The organism is Bifidobacterium choerinum, from assembly GCF_002761235.1.
Classification (GTDB): domain Bacteria; phylum Actinomycetota; class Actinomycetes; order Actinomycetales; family Bifidobacteriaceae; genus Bifidobacterium; species Bifidobacterium choerinum.
This window is the reverse complement of sequence record NZ_CP018044.1, coordinates 1,018,466-1,039,070: the sequence shown is the minus strand read 5'-3', so window position 1 is coordinate 1,039,070 and position 20,605 is coordinate 1,018,466. Positions and strand designations below refer to the sequence as shown.

Annotated in this window: 16 protein-coding genes and 1 tRNA gene; 2 read left to right on the top strand and 15 right to left on the bottom strand. The window is 62.8% G+C overall.

All coding sequences use genetic code 11. From position 1 onward, the window contains the following. Positions 1-115 precede the first annotated feature (115 nt). Positions 116-910, top strand: a complete 795-nt coding sequence (locus BcFMB_RS03995; protein WP_099721116.1) for a biotin transporter BioY — start codon at positions 116-118, stop codon at positions 908-910. A gap of 625 nt (positions 911-1,535) precedes the next feature. Here BcFMB_RS03995 and BcFMB_RS03990 read toward each other — a convergent pair. Beyond that, positions 1,536-2,543, bottom strand: a complete 1,008-nt coding sequence (locus BcFMB_RS03990) for a biotin--[acetyl-CoA-carboxylase] ligase (protein WP_232513879.1) — start codon at positions 2,541-2,543, stop codon at positions 1,536-1,538. 185 nt (positions 2,544-2,728) lie between these two features. Here BcFMB_RS03990 and BcFMB_RS03985 point away from each other — a divergent pair, with 185 nt between their 5' ends. Further along, entirely contained in the window at positions 2,729-5,098 is a 2,370-nt protein-coding gene (locus BcFMB_RS03985) for a DUF6020 family protein (RefSeq protein ID WP_157775077.1), read from the top strand. Positions 5,099-5,501: 403 nt separating this feature from the next. On the opposite strand, the gene BcFMB_RS03980 is transcribed toward BcFMB_RS03985, so the two are convergent. The 14 genes from BcFMB_RS03980 to BcFMB_RS03915 form a co-directional block, all read right to left on the bottom strand. Then, positions 5,502-6,284, bottom strand: a complete 783-nt coding sequence (locus BcFMB_RS03980) for a PucR family transcriptional regulator (RefSeq protein WP_099721114.1) — start codon at positions 6,282-6,284, stop codon at positions 5,502-5,504. A gap of 174 nt (positions 6,285-6,458) precedes the next feature. Further along, positions 6,459-7,148 (bottom strand): 50S ribosomal protein L1, encoded by a 690-nt coding sequence (gene rplA, locus BcFMB_RS03975; protein WP_024541044.1) that lies wholly within the window; start codon positions 7,146-7,148, stop codon positions 6,459-6,461. Positions 7,149-7,162: 14 nt separating this feature from the next. Beyond that, positions 7,163-7,594, bottom strand: coding sequence for a 50S ribosomal protein L11 (gene rplK, locus BcFMB_RS03970; protein ID WP_024541045.1), 432 nt, complete (start codon positions 7,592-7,594; stop codon positions 7,163-7,165). A 587-nt stretch (positions 7,595-8,181) separates the two neighbouring features. After that, positions 8,182-9,108 (bottom strand): transcription termination/antitermination protein NusG, encoded by a 927-nt coding sequence (gene nusG, locus BcFMB_RS03965; RefSeq protein WP_099721113.1) that lies wholly within the window; start codon positions 9,106-9,108, stop codon positions 8,182-8,184. 118 nt (positions 9,109-9,226) lie between these two features. After that, positions 9,227-9,457 carry a preprotein translocase subunit SecE gene (gene secE, locus BcFMB_RS03960; RefSeq protein ID WP_024541047.1) on the bottom strand — a complete coding sequence of 77 codons (231 nt, stop codon included), beginning with the start codon at positions 9,455-9,457 and terminating at the stop codon, positions 9,227-9,229. A 44-nt stretch (positions 9,458-9,501) separates the two neighbouring features. Continuing rightward, positions 9,502-9,574 (bottom strand) — tRNA-Trp (locus BcFMB_RS03955). Positions 9,575-10,185: 611 nt separating this feature from the next. Beyond that, positions 10,186-11,403, bottom strand: a complete 1,218-nt coding sequence (locus BcFMB_RS03950; RefSeq protein WP_418215012.1) for a pyridoxal phosphate-dependent aminotransferase — start codon at positions 11,401-11,403, stop codon at positions 10,186-10,188. 299 nt (positions 11,404-11,702) lie between these two features. After that, the gene (proB, locus tag BcFMB_RS03945) at positions 11,703-12,860 is read right to left on the bottom strand and encodes a glutamate 5-kinase (protein WP_099721111.1); all 1,158 of its coding nucleotides are present in this window, start codon (positions 12,858-12,860) and stop codon (positions 11,703-11,705) included. 116 nt (positions 12,861-12,976) lie between these two features. Next, positions 12,977-14,719, bottom strand: a complete 1,743-nt coding sequence (gene obgE, locus BcFMB_RS03940) for a GTPase ObgE (RefSeq protein ID WP_099721110.1) — start codon at positions 14,717-14,719, stop codon at positions 12,977-12,979. A 433-nt stretch (positions 14,720-15,152) separates the two neighbouring features. Continuing rightward, entirely contained in the window at positions 15,153-15,404 is a 252-nt protein-coding gene (gene rpmA, locus BcFMB_RS03935) for a 50S ribosomal protein L27 (RefSeq protein WP_024541051.1), read from the bottom strand. Positions 15,405-15,464: 60 nt separating this feature from the next. After that, positions 15,465-15,773, bottom strand: a complete 309-nt coding sequence (gene rplU / locus BcFMB_RS03930; RefSeq protein ID WP_024541052.1) for a 50S ribosomal protein L21 — start codon at positions 15,771-15,773, stop codon at positions 15,465-15,467. Between the two features lie 1,041 nt (positions 15,774-16,814). Then, on the bottom strand, positions 16,815-17,864 hold the full coding sequence (locus BcFMB_RS03925) for a Cna B-type domain-containing protein (RefSeq protein ID WP_099721109.1): 1,050 nt from the start codon (positions 17,862-17,864) through the stop codon (positions 16,815-16,817). A 74-nt stretch (positions 17,865-17,938) separates the two neighbouring features. Then, on the bottom strand, positions 17,939-18,868 hold the full coding sequence (locus tag BcFMB_RS03920) for a class C sortase (RefSeq protein ID WP_232513878.1): 930 nt from the start codon (positions 18,866-18,868) through the stop codon (positions 17,939-17,941). A gap of 136 nt (positions 18,869-19,004) precedes the next feature. Continuing rightward, a complete protein-coding gene (locus tag BcFMB_RS03915) occupies positions 19,005-20,585 on the bottom strand; it encodes an isopeptide-forming domain-containing fimbrial protein (RefSeq protein WP_099721108.1) in 1,581 nt (526 codons plus the stop codon). Positions 20,586-20,605 lie beyond the last annotated feature (20 nt).

Sequence of the window (20,605 nt, the reverse complement as noted above, 5' to 3'; positions counted from 1 at the left end):
CAGCAGCCGGGAGTCGTTGCAATTGGTTGCCGCGACGAACGTGGCATGGTGCGCGGTGCACACAACCGAACACAGCACACGGACACAGCTCACAACAGCTCACAAAGGAACGACGATGAATCAGCAATCAAATCACGGCAGCAGTCTCAGCATCCGGACTTCGGAAGTCACGATACGGCGTGCCGTCGGCGGTGCGCTGCCGGTCATGCTCACGACGGGCGCGCTGTGCGCGGCGGCGGCGATCGGTCGCATCGCGATCCCCGGCACGCCGGTGCCGATCACGTTGCAGACGCTCGTGCTGATGATCGCGGCCGTGACGCTGCGCTGGCGGCAGGTCGCGGGCGCCGTCGCGCTGTATCTGGCGATGGGACTGTGCGGACTGCCGGTCTTCTCGGGCGGCATGTCAACGGCCGCGCTAGTCGGCCCGACCTGCGGGTTCCTCTACGCGTTCCTGCCGGCCGGCATCGTCACGTCGCTGCTCGCCGCGCTCGTCATGCGGTTCGCGTCGCGATGGGCGTCGCGCGGCGAGGCTGGTCTCGGCGGGGCGGCCGGTCGCGGCGGTCGCATCGGCGACATGTGTGTCCGCCGCGCCGACGACGCTGCCCGTTTCGGCATCGCGCATGTTGGCCGCGCCGGTCGCATCGGCCACGTCGGACGCATCGGCGATGCGCACAGCAGCGCGGCGTCCGCACTGCTGTCGATTGCGGTGTTCCTCGGCTATTTCCTCGCATGCGCAATCGGATGCGTGCTGCTGCAGGACGGCGTCGGAGTACTCGTGCAGGCCGCGACGACGCATATGCCGCTGAAGCCGCTCGCGATGGCGTCGGCGGCCTTCATCCCCGGCGATCTGGTGAAAGCGGCGCTCGCCGCATCGCTCGCGACGCCGGTCACGCTCGCGAAGCTGCAGTAGCAGCCGGTTGCGATCGCTTCGGACGCATCTCGCACCTGAAACGGTCGCAACCTCCCCAATCAGCGACCGCCACAGCCACACAAGTTCCCCGAAACGGTCGCAACCTCACCATCCAGCGACCGCCACGGCCACATTTCGCACCCGAAACGGTCGCAACCTCCCCGCTCAGCGACCGCCACGGCCGCAACCAACCTCCGAAACAATCGCGACGGCTGCTCCACAATCACCGCGACCTGACCGGCGTCCCAATCCGTCAGACACGTCGACGATTCAGGACGCAACCATCCCGCGTCACGTCCCAACCTGCCATCCGTGCCGGCGACTCCGGACGCAAGACGCCGCGAGTCGGTCGCGCGGACGCCTGCGCAGCCGTTCGCGCGACCGAAATCGACTCACCCCATCGGCAGGATCGGCTATCTCGGCTGAAAAGGAGCATTTTCCCTGCCATAGGCGAGTATCGGGCCCGCCGACCCCGGCTATTTCAGCCATTTCGGCGCGCATACTCGCAGGTCCCGCGGAAAATGCTCCTTTCCAGCCGAGATACCGCCGCCGGCACGCCGTATCCGGACACGCAGTCGCCGAACGCGTGATTTTCCGGGCCTCCAACCTCACCGACGGCGGCCGCTCACTGCGCCACGTTCGGCAGCACACCCACGTCGGCCGTGCGCACGATCCGCTCCTCGCCTTCGTAGGTCGTCATCGCGAGCGACGCATCGGCGTTGATGCCGTGCGCGATGCCATGCTCCGTTGTCCCATTCGTATAGTGGACTTCGATCGGATGCCCGAGCGTCCAGCTTTCCTGCACGAGTCTGCGCCGCAGATGCTGCGCGCTCACTGCCGGATTGAGTCCCAGGTTCCACAGCCGTTCCTCGATATGCTTCACCGTGTGCGACGCGATGAGATCCATCACCGCCGCCGTGCCCGGTCGTTCACCTTCATGCTCGGGCTGCGTGATGAGCTGCCACGACGTCGCGTCGTCGGTCGGCAGTTCGTCGAGCGGCATGTCGAGGTTGAGCCCGATGCCGTAGACCACGGCCACGATATCCGGATCGGGCACCGCGACAATCTGCGAAAGGATGCCGCCGAGCTTATGCCCGTGGTAGACGATGTCGTTCGGCCATTTGACCATGACGTCGTCGCGTGCATCGTCGATGTTCGCCGGATCGTGGATGAGCATCATGTCCGTTTCACTCAGCGTTTCACGCAGCGCGTCGAGCACGGACAGACCGGCGATCATCTGCAGCCAGCCGTTGATCTGCGGATCGCACGCCACGTTCTTGCCCACCGCGGAAATGAACGACATCATGAACGATTTCCCCGGCGAGCTGAACCATGTGTGGTCGAGCCGGCCGCGCCCTGCCGTCTGCTCCCGCGCGCTGACAATCGTCATGCCGTTGCGATTCCACCGCCCGCTTGTGATGTATGTTTCAGCGACCGTGTTCGTCGACCCGACCGATTTGAGCGACACGACATTCGCCACCGCCCGCGTCAGCGGCAGGTCGCCGGTGACGACATTGTCATCGCGGAACGGATTCTGCTGCGCGCTCGATGCGGCCACCGACCCAGACATCGACGCAGCCGCAGCACCGCCATCGTTGTTGTTGCCGTTGCCGCTCATGTTTCCTTCCGCCATGCGATGCTCCTCTGTTGATGTTTCGATTCCCTATCCATCATGCACCTGAACTCCGATGCCCGCACCCGACCACCCATGCTCCTCCCCACCGACAACGACCCCCGCACATCCCGCCACCGCCCACTGCGCCGACGGCTAACCCCGCATGAGCCGTCCATTCTGCCGCCGATTGTACAATCGCGTCTATGGCACGTGAGCATCCCACCGATTCCGACACCCCGACGACCGCGTCGTCCACCAATGCCGAATCCTCCGCGACCACAACCCCCGCTTTCCGCGTGACGCCGCCAACGTTCGCCGACCGCTGCGGCGCGTTCTTCCGTTGGCTGATCGCCGCGCTCGCCTGCGTTTGGATCTCCTGGTGCACGTCGATCGGTCCGCTGATGCGCTCCGACGTCGGTCTCGCCGGCTTCGGATGGACGAACGCGCTGCTGTTCCTCGTCATGTTCAGCTGCACCTTCGGTTTTGTGCTGCTGCTTGTTTTCACCGCCTACCGCCGCGAAGGCATGTGCAAACCCCGCAACCTCACCCGAGTCCGCCCCCACACCCCGACCTCCGCCACTGTCTGTGATTCCCCTTCCGCTACCACATCTGATTCCCCTTCCACCCCAACCGATTCCGTCTCCGGTCCCACGACCTCCGTATCCACCACCGGCTCAATCCACATCGCTGTGGATACTGATGTGGACGTTCGCAACGACTCTTCCACAATCGCGGTGCATTCTACATCCCCTCTGTCCACATCCTCCTCCATCCACACCCGCGCGAACTCTCACGCTCCCGAAAACACCCACACATCCGACATCCCCGCGAACCCCACCAAGCACACCTTCGCCTTCCGCCTCCGCCCCCACTGCTCCCGCATCACCGCCGCCGTCTCGCGCGCGATCATCGCGGCGACTTCCGACTGGAAACGCATCTGGCTCGTCCTCGCCATCTGCTGGCTGTGGGTTCCGGCGACGCTCCTCGCAGCCTTCGGCGCCGACATCTATTCGCAAGCCCGCGAATTCGCCTGGGCGCGGAATCAATGGACCGGCGTCGACCAGCCCTACATCGGCTTCTTCTCCTTCGTCCCGATGGACATCTACCCGACCGCCCACTACATGTGGCCCGACCAGCCGACCTACCTGACTGACCAGCACAACATCGTCCTCACCGTCTTCTACGGCGGCGCCCTCGCCATCTCCCGCTACCTGACCGGCTCGAACGACGCCGGCCTCGCCGTCCTCGCCTTCCTCCAATGGTTGTTCGCCGGTTTCTGCTGTGCATCCGCCGCGAATCGTTTCTTCAATCTGCCGTGGCTCACCCGCCGTTCGCGCAGCAAGGACCACCGCAGCATGCCCGCTGATTCCTCACTGATCACCTCGACCGCGACGACGATCTCCACGCGCATCACCCCTTACGCGGGCACTCCCGCCGGTGCCTGCGCCCGCGCGCTCATCATGCTCGTCTTCATCTGCTGCCCGCTCGTGCTGTTCGCGACGATTTCCCTGACGAAATCCCCACTGTTCGCGTTCGCATTCACCTGGTGGTTCGGCCTGATGTACGAGCTCTACATGACTTACGCCCCGCGCGTGAAGACCTCCCCCATCCTGCGCACCGAGGTCCTCCCCACGCGCCATATCACGATTGCCGCGCTCGTCGTCTCGGTGAGCGTCATGCTGATCAGCGCGAAGTACGCGTGGTATATCCTTCTCGCGCAGGTCGTTTTTTCGTTGCTCGCCGACCGTCGCCGCTGGAAGCTCTACCTCGGCACGCTGCTGCTGCCGACGATCCTGATCCACGGTTCGATCGCCGCGCTGATCGCCTCCGGCACGATCATCAGCGGCGACCCGATCGAATCCCGCGGCATCCAGATTCAGATGATCGCGCGCGTCGCCCACGAGAATCCGAACGCGATCCCGCAGGACGCGCGAGACAAGCTCGCCCCGATTTTCAACCTCGACCAGACCGCGCAGGCCTACCGTCCCCAGGACGCCGACCCGGTCAAATCCTCCGGTATCCAGTCGAAGAAGGTCAGCTATCGTTGGCGTTCCGTCACACCAGAGGACATGGACAACTTCAACAAGGCGTGGCTTGAGATCGTTCGCGCCGACCCGCGCACCGCCTTCGACGGCCTGTTCGCCAAGAGCTACGGCTACTTCGACATCTTCGATCCGCCCTACGTCCCGATGAGCTATTACATCGACAACGACTATGTCCAGCAGACGAACACCTGGATCAAGTACTACGACCACGGCTGGCGCACGAAGGTCGCCGATTCCGCCCGCGGCTGGAGCAGCATCCCCGTGCTTGGCTGGTTCACCCATGGCAACTGCTATGTCATCTTCACATTGCTCATCGGCGCCGGCGAACTCGTGCTCAGACGTTGGCGCGCCCTGTCGTGGCACATGCCGTTGCTGCTGATGATGGGCGTCATGATCACGGCGCCGGCGAACAACTTCGAGCGCCACATGCTGCCGATCGTCTTCGTCTTCGGCTTCCTGTGCCTCATGTTCCACCGCGACACTCTCCGCCGTCTCGACCTCCCGGCCATCCCAACATCACAGCACTGATTCCGCGCTGGGTGTGCCGGTCACACGGCCGGCACACCTCAATCCCACTCGGATTCCCGCCATTCCACGGCTTCAGACCGCCCGGTTCGCTCAGAACGCCCCACATCCGCACACAACCGCACTCCAAAACAACCGCGCAGCCAGCTCCGAAACCATATCTGCGCTGAGGGAGAGCATCTTCCCGGCATTCGCCAAGTAGCCCCATCCAAAACCGCATATTTCCGCCACCACGCAAGCCCGCTAGGCGCCCTATCCGACGAAGTTGCTCTCCCTCAGCGCAGATACCAATCAGACTGTTGCCCGAATCCCGACCAACCACCGATTAGCCATCAACTAGCCCCGCCCTGGTCGCCGCCATCACCGCCTTCTAGGCCCGTAGTCCCTTACCAACGCCCCATCGCCCTCACCGGTCCCGAATCCGACCGATGGCGATCGCCGTATTGAGCACGAAGGCATCCCGCGGGTCGGTCGCATCCCACCCGGTCGTCTCCGCCGCGCGCTTGAGCCGGTAGCGGACCGTGTTCGGATGGATGTTGAGCTCCTTCGCCGTCGCCTCAAGCGACCCGCCGTGCCGCAGGAACGTGGACACCGTCACGAAGGTCGGATCGTCCTCACTGCTGCCGTGCAATACCTGATAGACGTTGCGGTACAGCTCCTCGCGCGCCATGTCGTCACCGATGAGCGCGCGCTCCGGCAGCAGATCGTCGGCGCGCAGCGGCCGCGCCGGTTCGACGATCGACGGCGCCGCCTGCAACGAGAACAGCGTTTCGCGCACGGCATGGCTCGCCCCTTCGACGCCTTCCCGCATCGGACTGACGTACATGGCTGCCCCTTCGCTGAACGCCGGCAGCATATTCGTGCTCGCGATGCCCGGCGACACGGCCGCCTGCGCCCGCGCGCATACGATGACGAAGGCGCCATAGACGCCGATGAGCGGCGACGCGCCGCCGAGATCCGTGATGACCTGTCCGATTTTCGCCACCGTCGCCGCCATGCTTTCGGCCGGTTCTCCTCCGACGGCGAAGCATTCGAACTGTCCTCGCCATCCGATGACGTTGAGCAGTGCCGTGACGCGCTCATCGCGCAGTCCGCTGATCAGGCATTCGAACGCGAGCGCCCGAATCGTGCCATCGTCCGTGTGTCCCGCCAACAGTTCCAGGATATCCGCGTGTTCGTCGCCCAACATGATTTCGATTCTACCCACCGACCGTTTCTTCTCCGAGCTTCGTCTCTTCATCCTCACGATTCACGCACGCCGCCGACCAACACCCACCACCTACAAGAAATCCCCGCCGGGCATGTTGCCCAGCGGGGATGACGCTTCAATCAGCCGTAGTCGGCCGATCAATCGGAAACCGAATCAGATCGAAGCCGGATCGACCGGGACGCCCGGTTCCATCGTCGCGGTGATGGTCGCCTTGGTGATGTAGCGGCCCTTGACGGTGGACGGCTTGAGACGCTTGACTTCGTCGGCGATTGCGCGGAAGTTCTCGTCAAGAGCCTCAGCGGTGAACGAAAGCTTGCCGAAGAGGAAGCTCAGGTTGCCGTTCTTGTCGACGCGGAAGTCGACCTTGCCGCCCTTGATGTCCTTGACGGCCTTCGTGACATCCATGGTCACGGTGCCGGTCTTCGGGTTCGGCATGAGGCCACGCGGACCGAGCACACGGCCGAGACGGCCGACCTTGCCCATCATGTCCGGGGTCGCGACGACGGAGTCGAAGTCGAGGAAGCCGTTGGCGACCTGCTCGACGAGATCGTCGTCACCGACGATGTCCGCGCCGGCTTCGAGCGCCTCGGTGGCCTTCGGGCCACGGGCGAACACGAGGACCTTGGCGGTCTTGCCGGTGCCGTTCGGCAGGTTGACGGAGCCGCGCACGAGCTGATCGGCCTTGCGCGGGTCGACGTTGAGGCGGAGCACAGCTTCGACGGTCTGGTCGAAGTTGTACGACGGCATGCTCTTGAGCAGAGCAATGGCCTCTTCCGGCGTGTACAGGTTGTTGCGATCGATGCGCTCGGCCGCTTCGCGATACTTCTTGGAGTGCTTAGCCATCTGTCCCTCTCCTCTCAGTCCGTCACCGTGATGCCCATCGAGCGCGCGGTGCCCTCGATGATCTTCATTGCGGCTTCGATGTCACGAGCGGAAAGATCGGCCATCTTCGTCTCCGCGATCTCGCGGACCTGATCCTTGGTGACCGAGCCGACCTTCGTCGTCAGCGGATTGTCAGCGCCCTTCTGCACGCCCGCAGCCTTCTTGAGCAGCGCGGCCGCCGGCGGCGTCTTGAGGATGAAGTCGAAGGAACGATCCTCGTAGACGGTGATCTCGACAGGGATGATCTGGCCCATCTTGTCCTGCGTCTGCGCGTTGTACGCCTTGCAGAAGTCCATGATGTTCACGCCATGGGAACCCAGAGCCGGGCCCAGCGGCGGTGCCGGATTGGCCTTGCCAGCCTCGATCTGGAGCTTGATCAGCGCCGAGACTTTCTTCTTAGGAGCCATAAGTTGGTTCTTCTTTCTGTGAAGCGGTGAAACGGCGTGTTTCCACGCCTTCCGCAACGTTGTCTTGCTGTGCTGTGCCAGCGGGCGCACCAACGCGCACCCTCCAGTCACAACTTTTCCATGATGCCACCTATTCCCGACATCTTCACGACCGCTTTACCGGCCGCGCCATCCGCTCCTCAAGCCCCTCATGCACCGCCTCATCCATTCGCCGATTCCGGCACAACTCTCTTAGAGCATATGAGAAGCAATAAGTAATACCGCTCTCCCTCATTCCATCATCTCCGCCACGCCCATCGCAGCCTATTTCAGCTGAGAAGGAGCATTTTCTCCGCTACCCTCAAGTATCACCGGTCAGAATCCGTCTCACGATGCCGATTTCATGGCCATACCGGCCCATAGCCGAGAAAATGCTCCTCTTCAGCCGAAATGCATCCGCGCACCCGTCCAGCCGACGCGCATCGCGCACGGCCGCATCCGCAAATCCACCAATCCGCGTCGTCCACCACTCGTCGAATCTCGCTCGCAATGAAAAACGCGCAGCCGTACGAAGACGGGCTGCGCGTTTCCTTGCCGAACTATACCGTTCAGACGAGCTTCTCCACCTGATCGAAGCCGAGTTCGACCGGCGTGTCGCGTCCGAAGATCGACACGAGCACGGTGAGCTTCTGCGTCGACGGTTCCACTTCGGACACGACGGCGGACATCGTCGCGAACGGGCCATCGGTGACGGTGACCTGATCGCCGACGGCGTACGAGACCTCCATGACGCGCTTCTTCGCAGCGGCCGGCTTGTCGCCCGCCTCCTTGAGCGCCTGCGAAGCGATCATCGGCGCCATCATCTGCACGACTTCCTTGCGGGTCAGCGGCGCCGGCTCACGCGTCGGGCCGACGAAGCCGGTCACGCCTTCCGTCTCGCGCACGATGCGCCGCGCATCCTCGTCCGGCCACATGCGGATGAGCACATAGCCCGGCACGCGCACGCGCGTCACGACCTTCTTGCCTTTCTCGGTGTGCTTTTCGACTTCCTCCATCGGCACTTCCACTTGGAAGATCGTGTCTTCAAGACCGAAGCTGGCCACGCGCGATTCGATGTTGCTCTTGACGCGCTTCTCATATCCCGAATACGTATGCAGCACGTACCACTTGCCTTCGAGCGTGCGCAGGCTCTTCGAGAACTCCTTGACGGCCTTCGTACCGGCGTCTTCCTCCTCGGCTTCCTCTTCCGCCTCCGCGGCCGGACCGTCGTCATTCGCGTCGGCGTCTACGGTGCCGCTCGATTTCGCGTCCGAGTCGGCGTCCGCCTGCTCGTCGATGTCCTCTTCGATGCTCACGGTTGCAGCCGCGTCGGCGCCGTCGGCTGGCGTCTGCTCCGCGGCGTCCACGGAGTCGTACGCGATGCCTTCCGCGACATCCTCACTCGGCGACGCGGCGGCGACGGCGTCAATCTCCTCCGTCTGTGACTGATCCTGATCAGCCTGATTGAGGTCATCGAGATTCACTTCGTCACTCATGCATGTCCTTTGTGCTGGGGGTTGATTTCAACGATTGAATGTACCAGAAAACGATTATAGCTGGGGTTCCCCCCAGCTATAATCGCAACGTTTGCGCCTGTTTTTCGCCTTGGCCGAATCAGCCGAAGACCAGGAAGGCGAGCTTGCCGAGTCCGGTGTCCATCAGCGTGACGAGCACCATGAGCAGCACGACGAAAATGAACGACGCGAGCGACCAGTAGAACAGCTGCTTCCTCGTCGGCGTCACGACCTTGCGCAGCTCATCGATGATCTGCTTGATGAACAGACCGATGCGCATGAACACGTTCGGCTTCACGACAACTTCGCCATGATCAGTCTTCTTGGCCATGTTCCCTCCTGAAAGACATTCGATGAACTTACTCGCCGTCTTTGCAGGGAAGGCGGGACTCGAACCCACAACCTACGGTTTTGGAGACCGTTGCGCTACCAATTGCGCCACTTCCCTAGGTTGATTCTGCGACCTGCCGTCTCCGACCTTCGCAAAACCGCCAAGTCGAAATAGTAACGTATCCTTCCGACGATGTCCAATCCCGTGTGTTTCCTTCACAATCCGCCCACGTTTCCCCGATTCCCGGCGCCCCCTCAGGCACGTCCCCGCCGCAAACCACCCCTCTCCTCTTCCTCTCTCTTTCCCTCCTCTCCCCCTATCTCCTTCTCCCTATCTCCTCCTCCCCGCTGCTCCCCCTCTCCGCCCACGAGTCCCCCGTCCTCCTTCCGTCACTTGCCCATCTCATCCGCACCGTCCCGATCCATCGACCCCACCGACAACCCCGACCACTGCGTCCCGATCCGTCGACCACCCAGACGAATACACCCGCAAACCGGCCCATTTGCGCCCCGACCCATCGACCACCACGACGACCCCGACCGCAAACCGGCCCATTTCCGTCCCAACCCATCGACCACCCCGACAACCCTACCCGCAAACCAGCCTCCATTTCCATCCCGCTCCGTCCTATCCATGCGAAAACGGCGGCCGCGCATCAGCGCAACCGCCGTCAATCCGCTCACGACGAACCGATTCCTCCAATTCCGTCGCGAACCGCCATCACACACTCAGGCGCGCGTCGCCTCGGCCCATTCCTTGAACCGACGCATGCCCTCCACAATCTGATCGTCCGCCACCGCGTACGAGAAACGCATATACCCGGGTGCGCCGAACGCCTCGCCCGGCACGGCGGCCACGTGGGCCTCGTCGAGCAGCGCCGCAGCCAGATCAGAGGAAGTCTCGAATTCGAGTCCATTCGGGCCGACCGGACGGTTCAGCAGTCCGCGAACGTCAGCGAACGCGTAGAACGCGCCCTTCGGCGTCGGGCAATGCACACCTTCGATATCGTTGAGCGCGGAGACGATGATGCCACGACGTTTGTCGAAGGCCGCGCGCATCATCTCGACCGCGTCGAGCGGCCCGGCGACCGCCGCGAGCGCTGCACGTTGCGCGATGTTGTTGACATTCGACGTCATGTGACCCTGCAGTTTCGCCGCTTCCTTGGCGACTTCCGGCGGCGCGATGAGCCAGCCGACGCGCCAGCCCGGCATCGCGTACGTCTTCGCAACGCCGTTGAGCACGATGAGCTGCCCGCGTACCTCCGGCACGGCCGCGCCGATATACGTCGTTTTCACACCGTCATAGGTGAGGTGCTCGTAGATTTCGTCGCTGAGCACCCACACGCCGTGTTCGACCGCCCATTCGCCGATCTGCTTGATCGTCTTCTCGCTCCACACCGCACCGGTGGGGTTGTTTGGCGACGTGACGATGATTGCCTTCGTCTTGCCGGTACGTGCTTTTTCGATGTCTTCGATATTCGGCTCGAAGCCGACTTCGGCACCGGCGAACACTTCGACCGGCTTGCCGCCGGCGAGCTTGACCATCTCTGGATAGCTTGTCCAGTACGGCGTCGGGATAATGACTTCGTCGCCATCGTTGAGGATCAGCTGCATCGCCTCGTACACGCCCTGCTTACCGCCGTTCGTCACGACGACCTGCTCGGGCTTGACTTCATAGCCGCTGTCGCGCAACGTCTTGTCGGCGATGGCCGCGCGCAGCTCCGGCAGACCCGCTGTCGGCGTGTACTTGTAGTTCTTCGGATCGACGACCGCTTCGGCTGCGACCGCGACGATTTCCTGCGGCGTCGCGAAGTTCGGTTCGCCCGCGCCGAAACCGACGACGTCAATGCCCTGGGCCTTCATCGCCTTGGCTTTGGTGTCCACCGCGAGCGTGGCACTCGGCGCAACATGGTTGATTCTTTCGGAAAGAGGAAGGGAGTTGCTCATGTCCTCCATGCTATCCCTTCGCGTTGTCATCCCAGCCCCGTGTCGCCCTCTCCCATTCACCATCCGGACTTTCACCCTCCCAATCCCCCCGATTTCCATCCCAACCCGTCGGCCACCCCGACCACCCCACCCGCAAACCAGCCAGTTTCCGGCCCACCTCGACGGCCTAGGACGCACAACGGCCGCTGCAGGCGAAAAACCTTGCAGCGGCCGTTGCCGGCAGCCTAGATCCACCCGCGCACCATCCACCCGCGCATCACCCCCGCGCCCCACCCCGCGTGCACGCCGGCTCTACACCTCTACACGAGTACGAGGTTGTCGCGGTGCACGAGCGGATGCGCGTATTCGTCTCCGAGCAGACGCCGCAGCTGCACCGTAGTGCGGCCGAGCATGTCCGGCACCTCCTCGGAATCGTAGGCGACAAGCCCGCGCGCCAGATGATTGCCGGCCTCGTCGTCAATCCACACCGCATCACCGGCGGAGAAATCCCCGCGCGTCTCAAGTACGCCCGCGGCGAGCAGGCTCGCCCGCCCTGCGCGCACGGCCGCAGCCGCGCCGGCGTCGGCGACGAGCGTGCCCTGGGGATGCGACGCGAATTTGATCCACAACCGCTTCGCCGAACCGCGGTGTTTGACCGGCGCGAACGCGGTGCCCACGTTGTCGCCCATCAGCGCAGGTCCAGCGTTCGACGCGCAGGTCATGACGGCCGGGATGCCGGAGACCGCCGCCATGCGCGCGGCCTCGAGCTTCGTGACCATGCCGCCGGTGCCGACGCCTGAACCGGTGCCGCCGACACGGATCTCGTCGATCATCGCCGTCACATTCGGCACGAACGTAATCTTGCGTGAGCCCGGCTCCTTCGGCGGCGCCGTGTAGAGCGCATCCACGTCGGTGAGCAGCACGAGCGCATCGGCGCGCACCATGTTCGCGATGAGCGCGCTCAGGCGATCGTTGTCACCAAAGCGGATCTCATTGCTGGCGAGCGCATCGTTCTCATTGACGATCGGCACGACGCCGAGCTCGAGCATCGTCGCCATCGTCCGGCGCGCGTTGCGGTACTGCTGCGGCTGCATCGTGTCGCCGGCAGTGATGAGCAACTGCCCGACACGCACGCCGTAGCGCCCGAACGCAGTCTCGTACTGCGCCATGAGCAGCCCCTGCCCGACCGACGCGCACGCCTGCTGCGTCGCCACGTCGGTCGGTCTTGACGCGAACCCGAGCGGCCCGAAGCCCGCCGCGATTGCGCCCGACGACACGAGGACAACGTTGGCACCGGCGAGGCGTACGCTCGCCACCGCGCCGGAAAGCGCATCGAGCTTGTCCACATCGAGATGCCCCGACGGCTGCGTCAGCGAACTCGACCCGACCTTGACGACGATCGTCTTCGCCGCCGCGACCGCGCGCCGCGTTTCCTCGGCCGTCCAATCGCCGACCGTGAAACGTCTATCGTCGTCCACCGAGACCGAAGCGATTCCCGTTCCATCCGTCACGCCCACAGCCGATTCCTCGCTCGCAGCCGAACCGTCTTCCGCCTGCAGCCGACTTTCGGCTCCAAGCTGACCGTCGCCGCCCGTCACGCTTCGTCTCCCCGCGAACCCGTTCGCCCCGAACCCGTTCGGCCCGAACCGTCATCCGATTCGTCCTCATACTCCTCGGGTTCGCCTCGGCCGAACAACGACGTCTCGTCGTGCCGGTCGTCATCGATCGACGGATCCGCCCAATGGCCAGCCTCGCGTTCCGCCTGCATCGCGGCGCGCACGGCGGCGCGCGCGTCCATCATCTCGTGGTACTGACGGCGACGTTCCGCATTCGTACGGCGCCGCGCACGCGTGTCCTCCTCCTCAAGGCGAAGATCATGGCCACGCGAGCCGAGCTGCGTGCCGTCGAGCATCTCCGCGCCGGCCGCGATCGTCGGATCCCAATCGAAGGCGACGGCGCGCGCGCCGCGTCCGATGCGCACTTCGTCTCCCGGCTTGGCACCGTTCTTTCTGAGCGCATCCTCGACGCCGAGTTTCGCGAGACGGTCCGCGAGGTAGCCGACGGCCTCGTCGTTGTCGAAGTTCGTCTGCACGACCCAACGTTCCGGTTTCGTGCCGGTGACCGTGTACCAGTAGTTGCCGTTGCCGTCTTCTTCGCGTTCGATCGTGAATTCCTGCACGTCGCCGTTGCGTCCGTTGAGCCGGCGCGTCCCCGCTTCCTCGAGCGGCTTGATGACGACGCGTTCCTCCTCGGCGCTCGCCTCACGCGCGGCGACGTCCTTGCGCATCTCGGTGACGAGGTTCGCGAGCGCGAAGTTGAGTTCCTTGAGGCCTTCGTGCGACGCGGTCGACACGACGTACACCGGCAAATCCATCTTCTCGAATTCCGGCTTGACGAATTCAGCGAGTTCCTTCGCCTCCGGCATATCGACCTTGTTGAGGATGATGACGCGCGGGCGTTCGGGGATCGGGATCGCCCCGAGCGGCAGTTCGAGCTCCTCCGCGTATTCGGCGAGTTCCTTTTCGAGCGCGCGGTAGTCGGCGACCGGGTCGCGGTTCGGTTCGAGCGTCGCGCAATCGATGACGTGCGCGATGATTTCGGTGCGTTCGATGTGCCTCAGGAACTGCAGTCCGAGCCCTTTGCCCTGCGACGCGCCGGGGATGAGCCCCGGCACGTCGGCGATCGTGTATCGCATATCGCCCGCCTGCACGACGCCGAGGTTCGGCACGAGCGTCGTGAACGGATAGTCGGCGATCTTCGGCTTCGCCGCGGACATGGCCGCGATGAGCGACGATTTGCCCGCCGACGGGAAGCCGACGAGCGCCACGTCGGCGATTGATTTGAGTTCGAGGATGACGTCGCGCTCTTCGCCGGGTTCGCCAAGCAGTGCGAATCCCGGGGCACGACGCGTCTTGTTGGCGAGCGCCGCGTTGCCGAGGCCGCCCGCGCCGCCTGCGGCCGCGACGAATTCGTCGCCGGCGTGCCGCAGATCGGCCAATACCTCGCCCGGACGCTTCGGCTGGCCTTCCGCTCCGCGCGCGGTGAACACGACGGTGCCGACCGGTACCGGCAGCCGCAGATCCGCTCCTTGCGAACCGTCCTTCGTGTCGCCAAGGCCCATCGTTCCGCTCTCGGCGGTGCGATGCGGCATGAACCGATAATCCAGCAGCGAATTCGCATTCGGATCGGCCACGAAGATGACCGATCCGCCGCGCCCGCCATTGCCGCCGTTCGGCCCGGCCAGCGGCTTGTACTTCTCCCTGCGGATGCCCGCCGACCCGTTGCCACCGTCTCCGCCCTTCACATGCACTGTCACTCGATCTACAAAGTCACTCATAACCGACCATTCTATAGGGGCGTCGCTATCTCGACACCGTCCGCATGCGACGCCCGTCGCCTGCCGGTATGCCGACGGTGCAAATCGCCGACAGCATGGGTCGCCGGACGGCGATGACTGCCGCGCAAGCCACCGTCAATACGTACACTGCGTAACCTGCGCAATTCGCATAACTAGCACACTCCCGAAGCCGCCGCTCCGACTTCCTATGCGTAGCTCCACCCACAAACCACCAATCAAGGCACCCCAAACGGCATTCCACAGGTGACCACACCCACAAACAACCACCCACACCACCACCGACGGCACCTCACACTCATCACTCAACCACGCCACGCCCAGCTACCGCCTACCCACACCCCCGCAAACGCAGGAAGGCCCCCGCCAAACGGCGGAGGCCTTCCAAAAGTCTGTGCTTACGCGATCAGTGGAATCACTCAGCGACGACGTCGACGACCTTGCGATCGCGGCGAACACCGAAGCGAACCTGACCATCGGTCAGCGCGAACAGCGTGTGGTCCTTGCCAACGCCGACGTTCTTGCCCGGATGGAACTTGGTGCCGCGCTGGCGAACGAGGATGTTGCCGGCGACGACGGCTTCACCGCCGAAGCGCTTCACGCCGAGGTACTGAGGATTTGAATCGCGACCGTTACGCGAGCTGGACGCGCCCTTCTTATGTGCCATTTCTAATTCCTTTCAGTGTCTGACTGCAGTCTTCCGATGCCGATCCGTATCTGAGCGAACTCAGGCGATCTCGGTGATCTTGACGGCGGTCAGCTTCTGGCGATGGCCCTTGCGACGAGCAACGCCGGTCTTGTTCTTGAACTTCTGGATGCGGATCTTCGGACCCTTGGCCTCATCATCCACAACTTCCGCCTTGACGGTGATCTTCGCGAGATCCGCCGCCGCAACGGTGACCTTGGAGCCATCCACGACGAGCGCAACCGGGAATTCCACGGTTTCGCCATTCTTGGCTGCAAGACGATTCACGAGGATCGTATCGCCGACCTCGACCTTTTCCTGATGGCCGCCGGCCTTCACAATCGCGTACATATTCGTTCCTTTATTCACTTGGGAAGCTTACTGTCCGGCGCGTGCGAGCCTCGCGGCCAGACACCAGCAATCTAATATACACAGTCCCATGAACATCCGTTGACCGTCCGCGACACGCCGATGATACTCGCCGACACCACACACCGTCATCATCCGACGCTGCCGCGCTGCCCAACGTCTGCATTCCCCTAACCTACTCCCGCCAGCTGACCATCCCCAACCACCGCACCCATCGCGTAGCAGTTCACGCCGTATTATTGGAATTATTGGGCCAATCCCCGCGGCCATGCCGAAGTCGATTTCGCCATCGAGCGATATGGCGCCATCCATCCGATCGAGGTGCAGGCGGCGATCAATCTCAGAACCAAGAGCCTGCATGCCGCCTGCGACCGATTCCATCTTGACCGTGCCTTCCGCATAGCGATGACCGATTACCGATGACCGATTACCGTGACAAAGGCTGATCGCCGACTTCCCGCTCTGGGCCGCCACCGGCCTGCGCGTTATCTGGAGCAGGGCATCCCCCTATCTCCGATTTTGGGGTGGGCAGGTCGGGTGACTGGCCCTGTTTTCCTTGGATTTCCAACGCCGCTTTCGCTCCAACGATACGATTAGCGGGAAAACCCACCCCAAAATCGCAGATACGCGCAGCACATGTCTACAGGCACGCCGATTGCGCCAACCATCTCGTGCTTTCTCGTTTTCCGCCCCGCAGCGCTCTGATTCATCAGCCTATCTCCCGACTATCTCAGCTGAAGAGGAGCATTTTCTCGGGATACCCCATGTATACCCCCACTTATTTCCGCGCCGCGCCATAGACGCTACCCGCCATCTACAGAGAAAATGCTCCTCTTCAGCCGAGATACCACCCAACCAACCTAGATGGGACCCGCAAAGGGCCGCCAACCACCGAACACACCCAACCACCAACCGCAGAGCACTCCCCAAACAACACCCCAAATACCAAAAAGAGGGAAGGCCACCCTCCCGGATGGCCTTCCCTACCAATCGGCGTCAGCCGCTGCGATCACTTCGCGCAGCTCACGCTTCCTTCTTGCGGCTCTTCACGATGAGCAGCACGCCAAGCACGAGCGCCGCTCCTGCCACGACGACGACGAGCGCGATGTCCGCACCGGTCTGCGCCGGCGGCTTCTGCGGCGTGACCGGCGGAGCCGGCTTCGTGTTGGTGATCGTCACGCTGGCTTCATCCTCAGCGGTCATGTCGTAGTCGGAGATCGTCGTGTACCCCGCCGGCACGTCCTTCTCCACGACCTTCCAGTCGTTGCCGGATTCGAGTTCCGCCCACGTATGCTGCCAGTTGTTCGCGTCGGACAGTTCGATGGTCTCCTGGCTTTCACCGTTCTTGAGCAGTTCCACGGTGATCGACTTCGGGCGATCGTTGTTGCCGGCGTCCTTCCAGACCTTCTTGACGTTGAGCGTCTCGGTCTTGATTTCCGGCACGACGCAGTCGCTCTTCGGTTCGATGTTGACGACGCGCTGGTTCGCCCCGTCCTCGACGTGCACGTTCGGCAGCGCGACGAGCATTGCCGAACTCGCGCATTCGAGCGTCTTTTCGACGAGGCGCTCGGCGGTGATGAGGAACATGCCGTCGCCGACCTTTTCGAAGGTGACGTTGCCGTCCGCGTCGGTCATCGCGCTTGCCGCCGGCTTCGTGCCGTTGACGTCGATGTAGCCGGCGAGCGTGTTCGCCATGTCGCGGAAGGTCTGCGGATCGGCGTTGAGCACATCCCAGCTCACCGGATACTGTTCAGCGTCGGCGAAGTCGCCGATCGACTCGTAGCCGCCTTCGTTCGCCCATTTGGCGACGTTGTACAGGTGGAAGACCACGCCTTCGAGCCCGGCTTCGTCGTGCGCATAGTGGACGTTGATGGTGCCCTCACCGTCTCCTGCAACGACGGTCGATGCGAGGTCGGTGCGATCCTCGGTCGTCGTAATGGAGTCCTTCACATCCGTATCCGTGGCCGTGTCGTCCGCGTAGACGTTCGGCAGGCCGATGGCGAAGCTTGCGATCAACGCGCCCGCGCACAGCGTTGCCGTGGCGATGCGGCTGCCGAGGGTAAGCCGTTCCATATTGTCCCCCTTGGGTTGGTGAGGTGTTCTTTCTTCTCTTGGTTCATTATAAGTGTTGCGATGACGGGTCTGCGTCAACGGCCCGCATGCTTGACCTGTGCGCCGGTCATGGCGTCGCGTCCGCGTTTGCGGCTGCGGTGCACGATGAGCCAGATGATCCAGAGGATGAACATCACGATGGCGAGTGCGATGCCGGCGATGATGAGCGTCCGCTGGTTGTCTGCTTTGTCGTATGGTGTCTCGTCCGCGTTCGCCGGCGTGGGGATCCGGTGGCCGCGTACGAGGAGTCGGTGCGAGTTGACTCCGTATGGCGTGCAGGTGATGAGTGTCGCGTAGTCCTGATTGGGGTCGAAGTCGAGGTCCCGCATTTCGTTCGGCAGCACGGTGCGTATCTGGTCGACTTGATACGTGTACGTGTCGTCGAGCACGTGGAATGCGAAGGTGTCGCCTTCCTTGAGGCTGTCGAGTCCGGTGAAGAGTTTCGCCGATGGCAGTCCCGTATGTCCGGAGATGGCCGTGTGCGTGTCTTTGCCCCCTACGGGCAGCGACGATCCGGCGAGGTGTCCGCCGGCGATCTGCAGCACGGTGTCTTCGGTGCCGTGGTAGATGGGCAGTCGCACTTCGAGTTTCGGGATCGTGATGTATCCCATGATTCCGGTGCCTGAGACGTCAAGCGTCTTGTTGTACTGGTCCATCTGCTCGTCGGTGAGGTGCCAACGGTCCGGCAGCGTGTTGAGTTGTTCGTTGTAGGCGTGGGCTTGGGCGAGGAGGTCCTTCTTCTGGTCCGCGCTCATGTCTTTGACGGTTTCGACGTATCCGGCGACGGCGCGTGACGCGTGCATCGTGTTCCACCAGTTGGCGAAGGTCGGATAGACGAGAAGCCCGATGCCTCCGAGGAGGACGAGGGCGAAGAGCACGATCATGATGTTGAGTCCGACGTTGCTCTTCTTTGTTGTTGTGGTTGTTGTGGCGTTGTCAGTGGCGTTGATGGTCTGTTCCTCCATAAGGCTGCCGCCCGTCGATTCCTGTGCGGAGCCGGCGGGCGACGTAAGGGATGAGGCATCGATACTACCGTCAGTCTGGGATTCCAGATTGGCCGAGTGTTGATTCCTCATGTCACCTTTCCTTGTGGGGTGTCACTCAGGCCTGACGGCGACGGAGCGCAACCGCGAGGCCGATGCCGGCGATCAGGACGATCGCAGCGCCAGCGACGTACAGCACCGTGGTGCCCATGCCACCGGTCGACGGCAGCTCGTTGCCCGACTTGTTCTCGATCGTGGTCGAGATGGAACCGGTATCCACGGTGCCGGTGAACGTATCGCCACCAGCAAGGCTGTTCAGCTTCGGATCATCAGAGCTGATCTGATGGTCAGCGGTGACGGTGAACTCAACATCAGCAGCCGTGTTGTAGCCTGCGGGCGTGTGCGTTTCGGCGAGCTTGTAGTCGCCGGCGTCGATGCCTTCCCAAGCGATGGTGTACTTGCCATCAACCTTGACAACGGACTTCTCAGCGGAGGTTTCCTTGTCGTTGGTGTACGGGACGTACGTACCATCAGCGTTCTTCTTGTACAGCGTGAACTTCGGCAGGTCGCTCTCAGCCGGAGCACCAACGTCGAAGGTCTTCTCGACATCGAGCCTGTAGGTGAAGACGGTGACCTTGTCCGTCGGGGTGTTTTCGGTGGTACCGGTGCCGTCGTGGTTGCTGTTGTTCGAGAACTCGAGATAAGCCTCGTTCGGGTTGCCGTTGGAGCCGATGACAGCGCCAGTGTTCAGCTTCGCGGTGTAGCGAACGTAGACGGTCGTGTCCTTGGTGACGAGCGTCTGCGCCTCGGTGTTCAGCGAAAGGATGTCGGCGATGCCAACGGTGAACGCACCATTCTCGCCCGGCGTCGGCGTGAAGCTGGATGTGACGTCGGTTTCCACACCGCCGTTCGCAACGACGACCTTAAGATCATTGTTGCGGGTCAGACCCGTCGACAGCGTATCGTGGAAGACGTAGTTGAAAGTCTTGAAGGACGTCAGGTTCGCAGGCAGCGTGCCGGCCAGCTGGAACGGAACATCATCGCCGATGTTGTAGTCGGCGGAATCGATCCACTGATTGGCGGACTGACCGTTGGAGGTATCGTTGTCCTGGACCTTCTTGACGAGGGTCACAGTGCCGTTCTTGACGGCGATGTTCGTGTCCGTATCAAGCGCGGTGTCCACGATGAACGAGGAATCGGTGTTCGCATCCGGATCACCGTTCACCGTCTGGTTGAACAGGTAGTAGCCACGCGGAATGCCGGTGAAGGCAAGCGAGTTGTCGGTAGCGGTCTCGGCAAGATCAGCTTCGATACCATCCGTAGTAATCGCATCCATGACCCTCTTGGCGAAGGCACGAACATTCTTGGAATCGGTATTGGTGGTGGTGTCGCCAGTGCTCAGATTCTTGATACCATCAACGATCTGCTTGTCGGTGACGTTACCACTGGTCAGGCCAAGCGCGGTCTTCAGCACCGCTGCGTATTTGGTGTTGACTTCATAAGCGACCGAAGTGCCGTTGACGCCGGTGACGTTGAGCAGGCGATAGGCCTTATACTGATCACCCGAAACGGTGCCGGTCAGCGTGATGTTGCCGGTACCAACCGGGGCTGCACTTGCAGAGGTGGCACCGATGAAACCGGTGGCGGCGATCGCAGCGGCGGAGACCGCGGCGGCGAAGCCCTTCCAAACCTTCTTCATGTTATCTCCTTCGATTGATT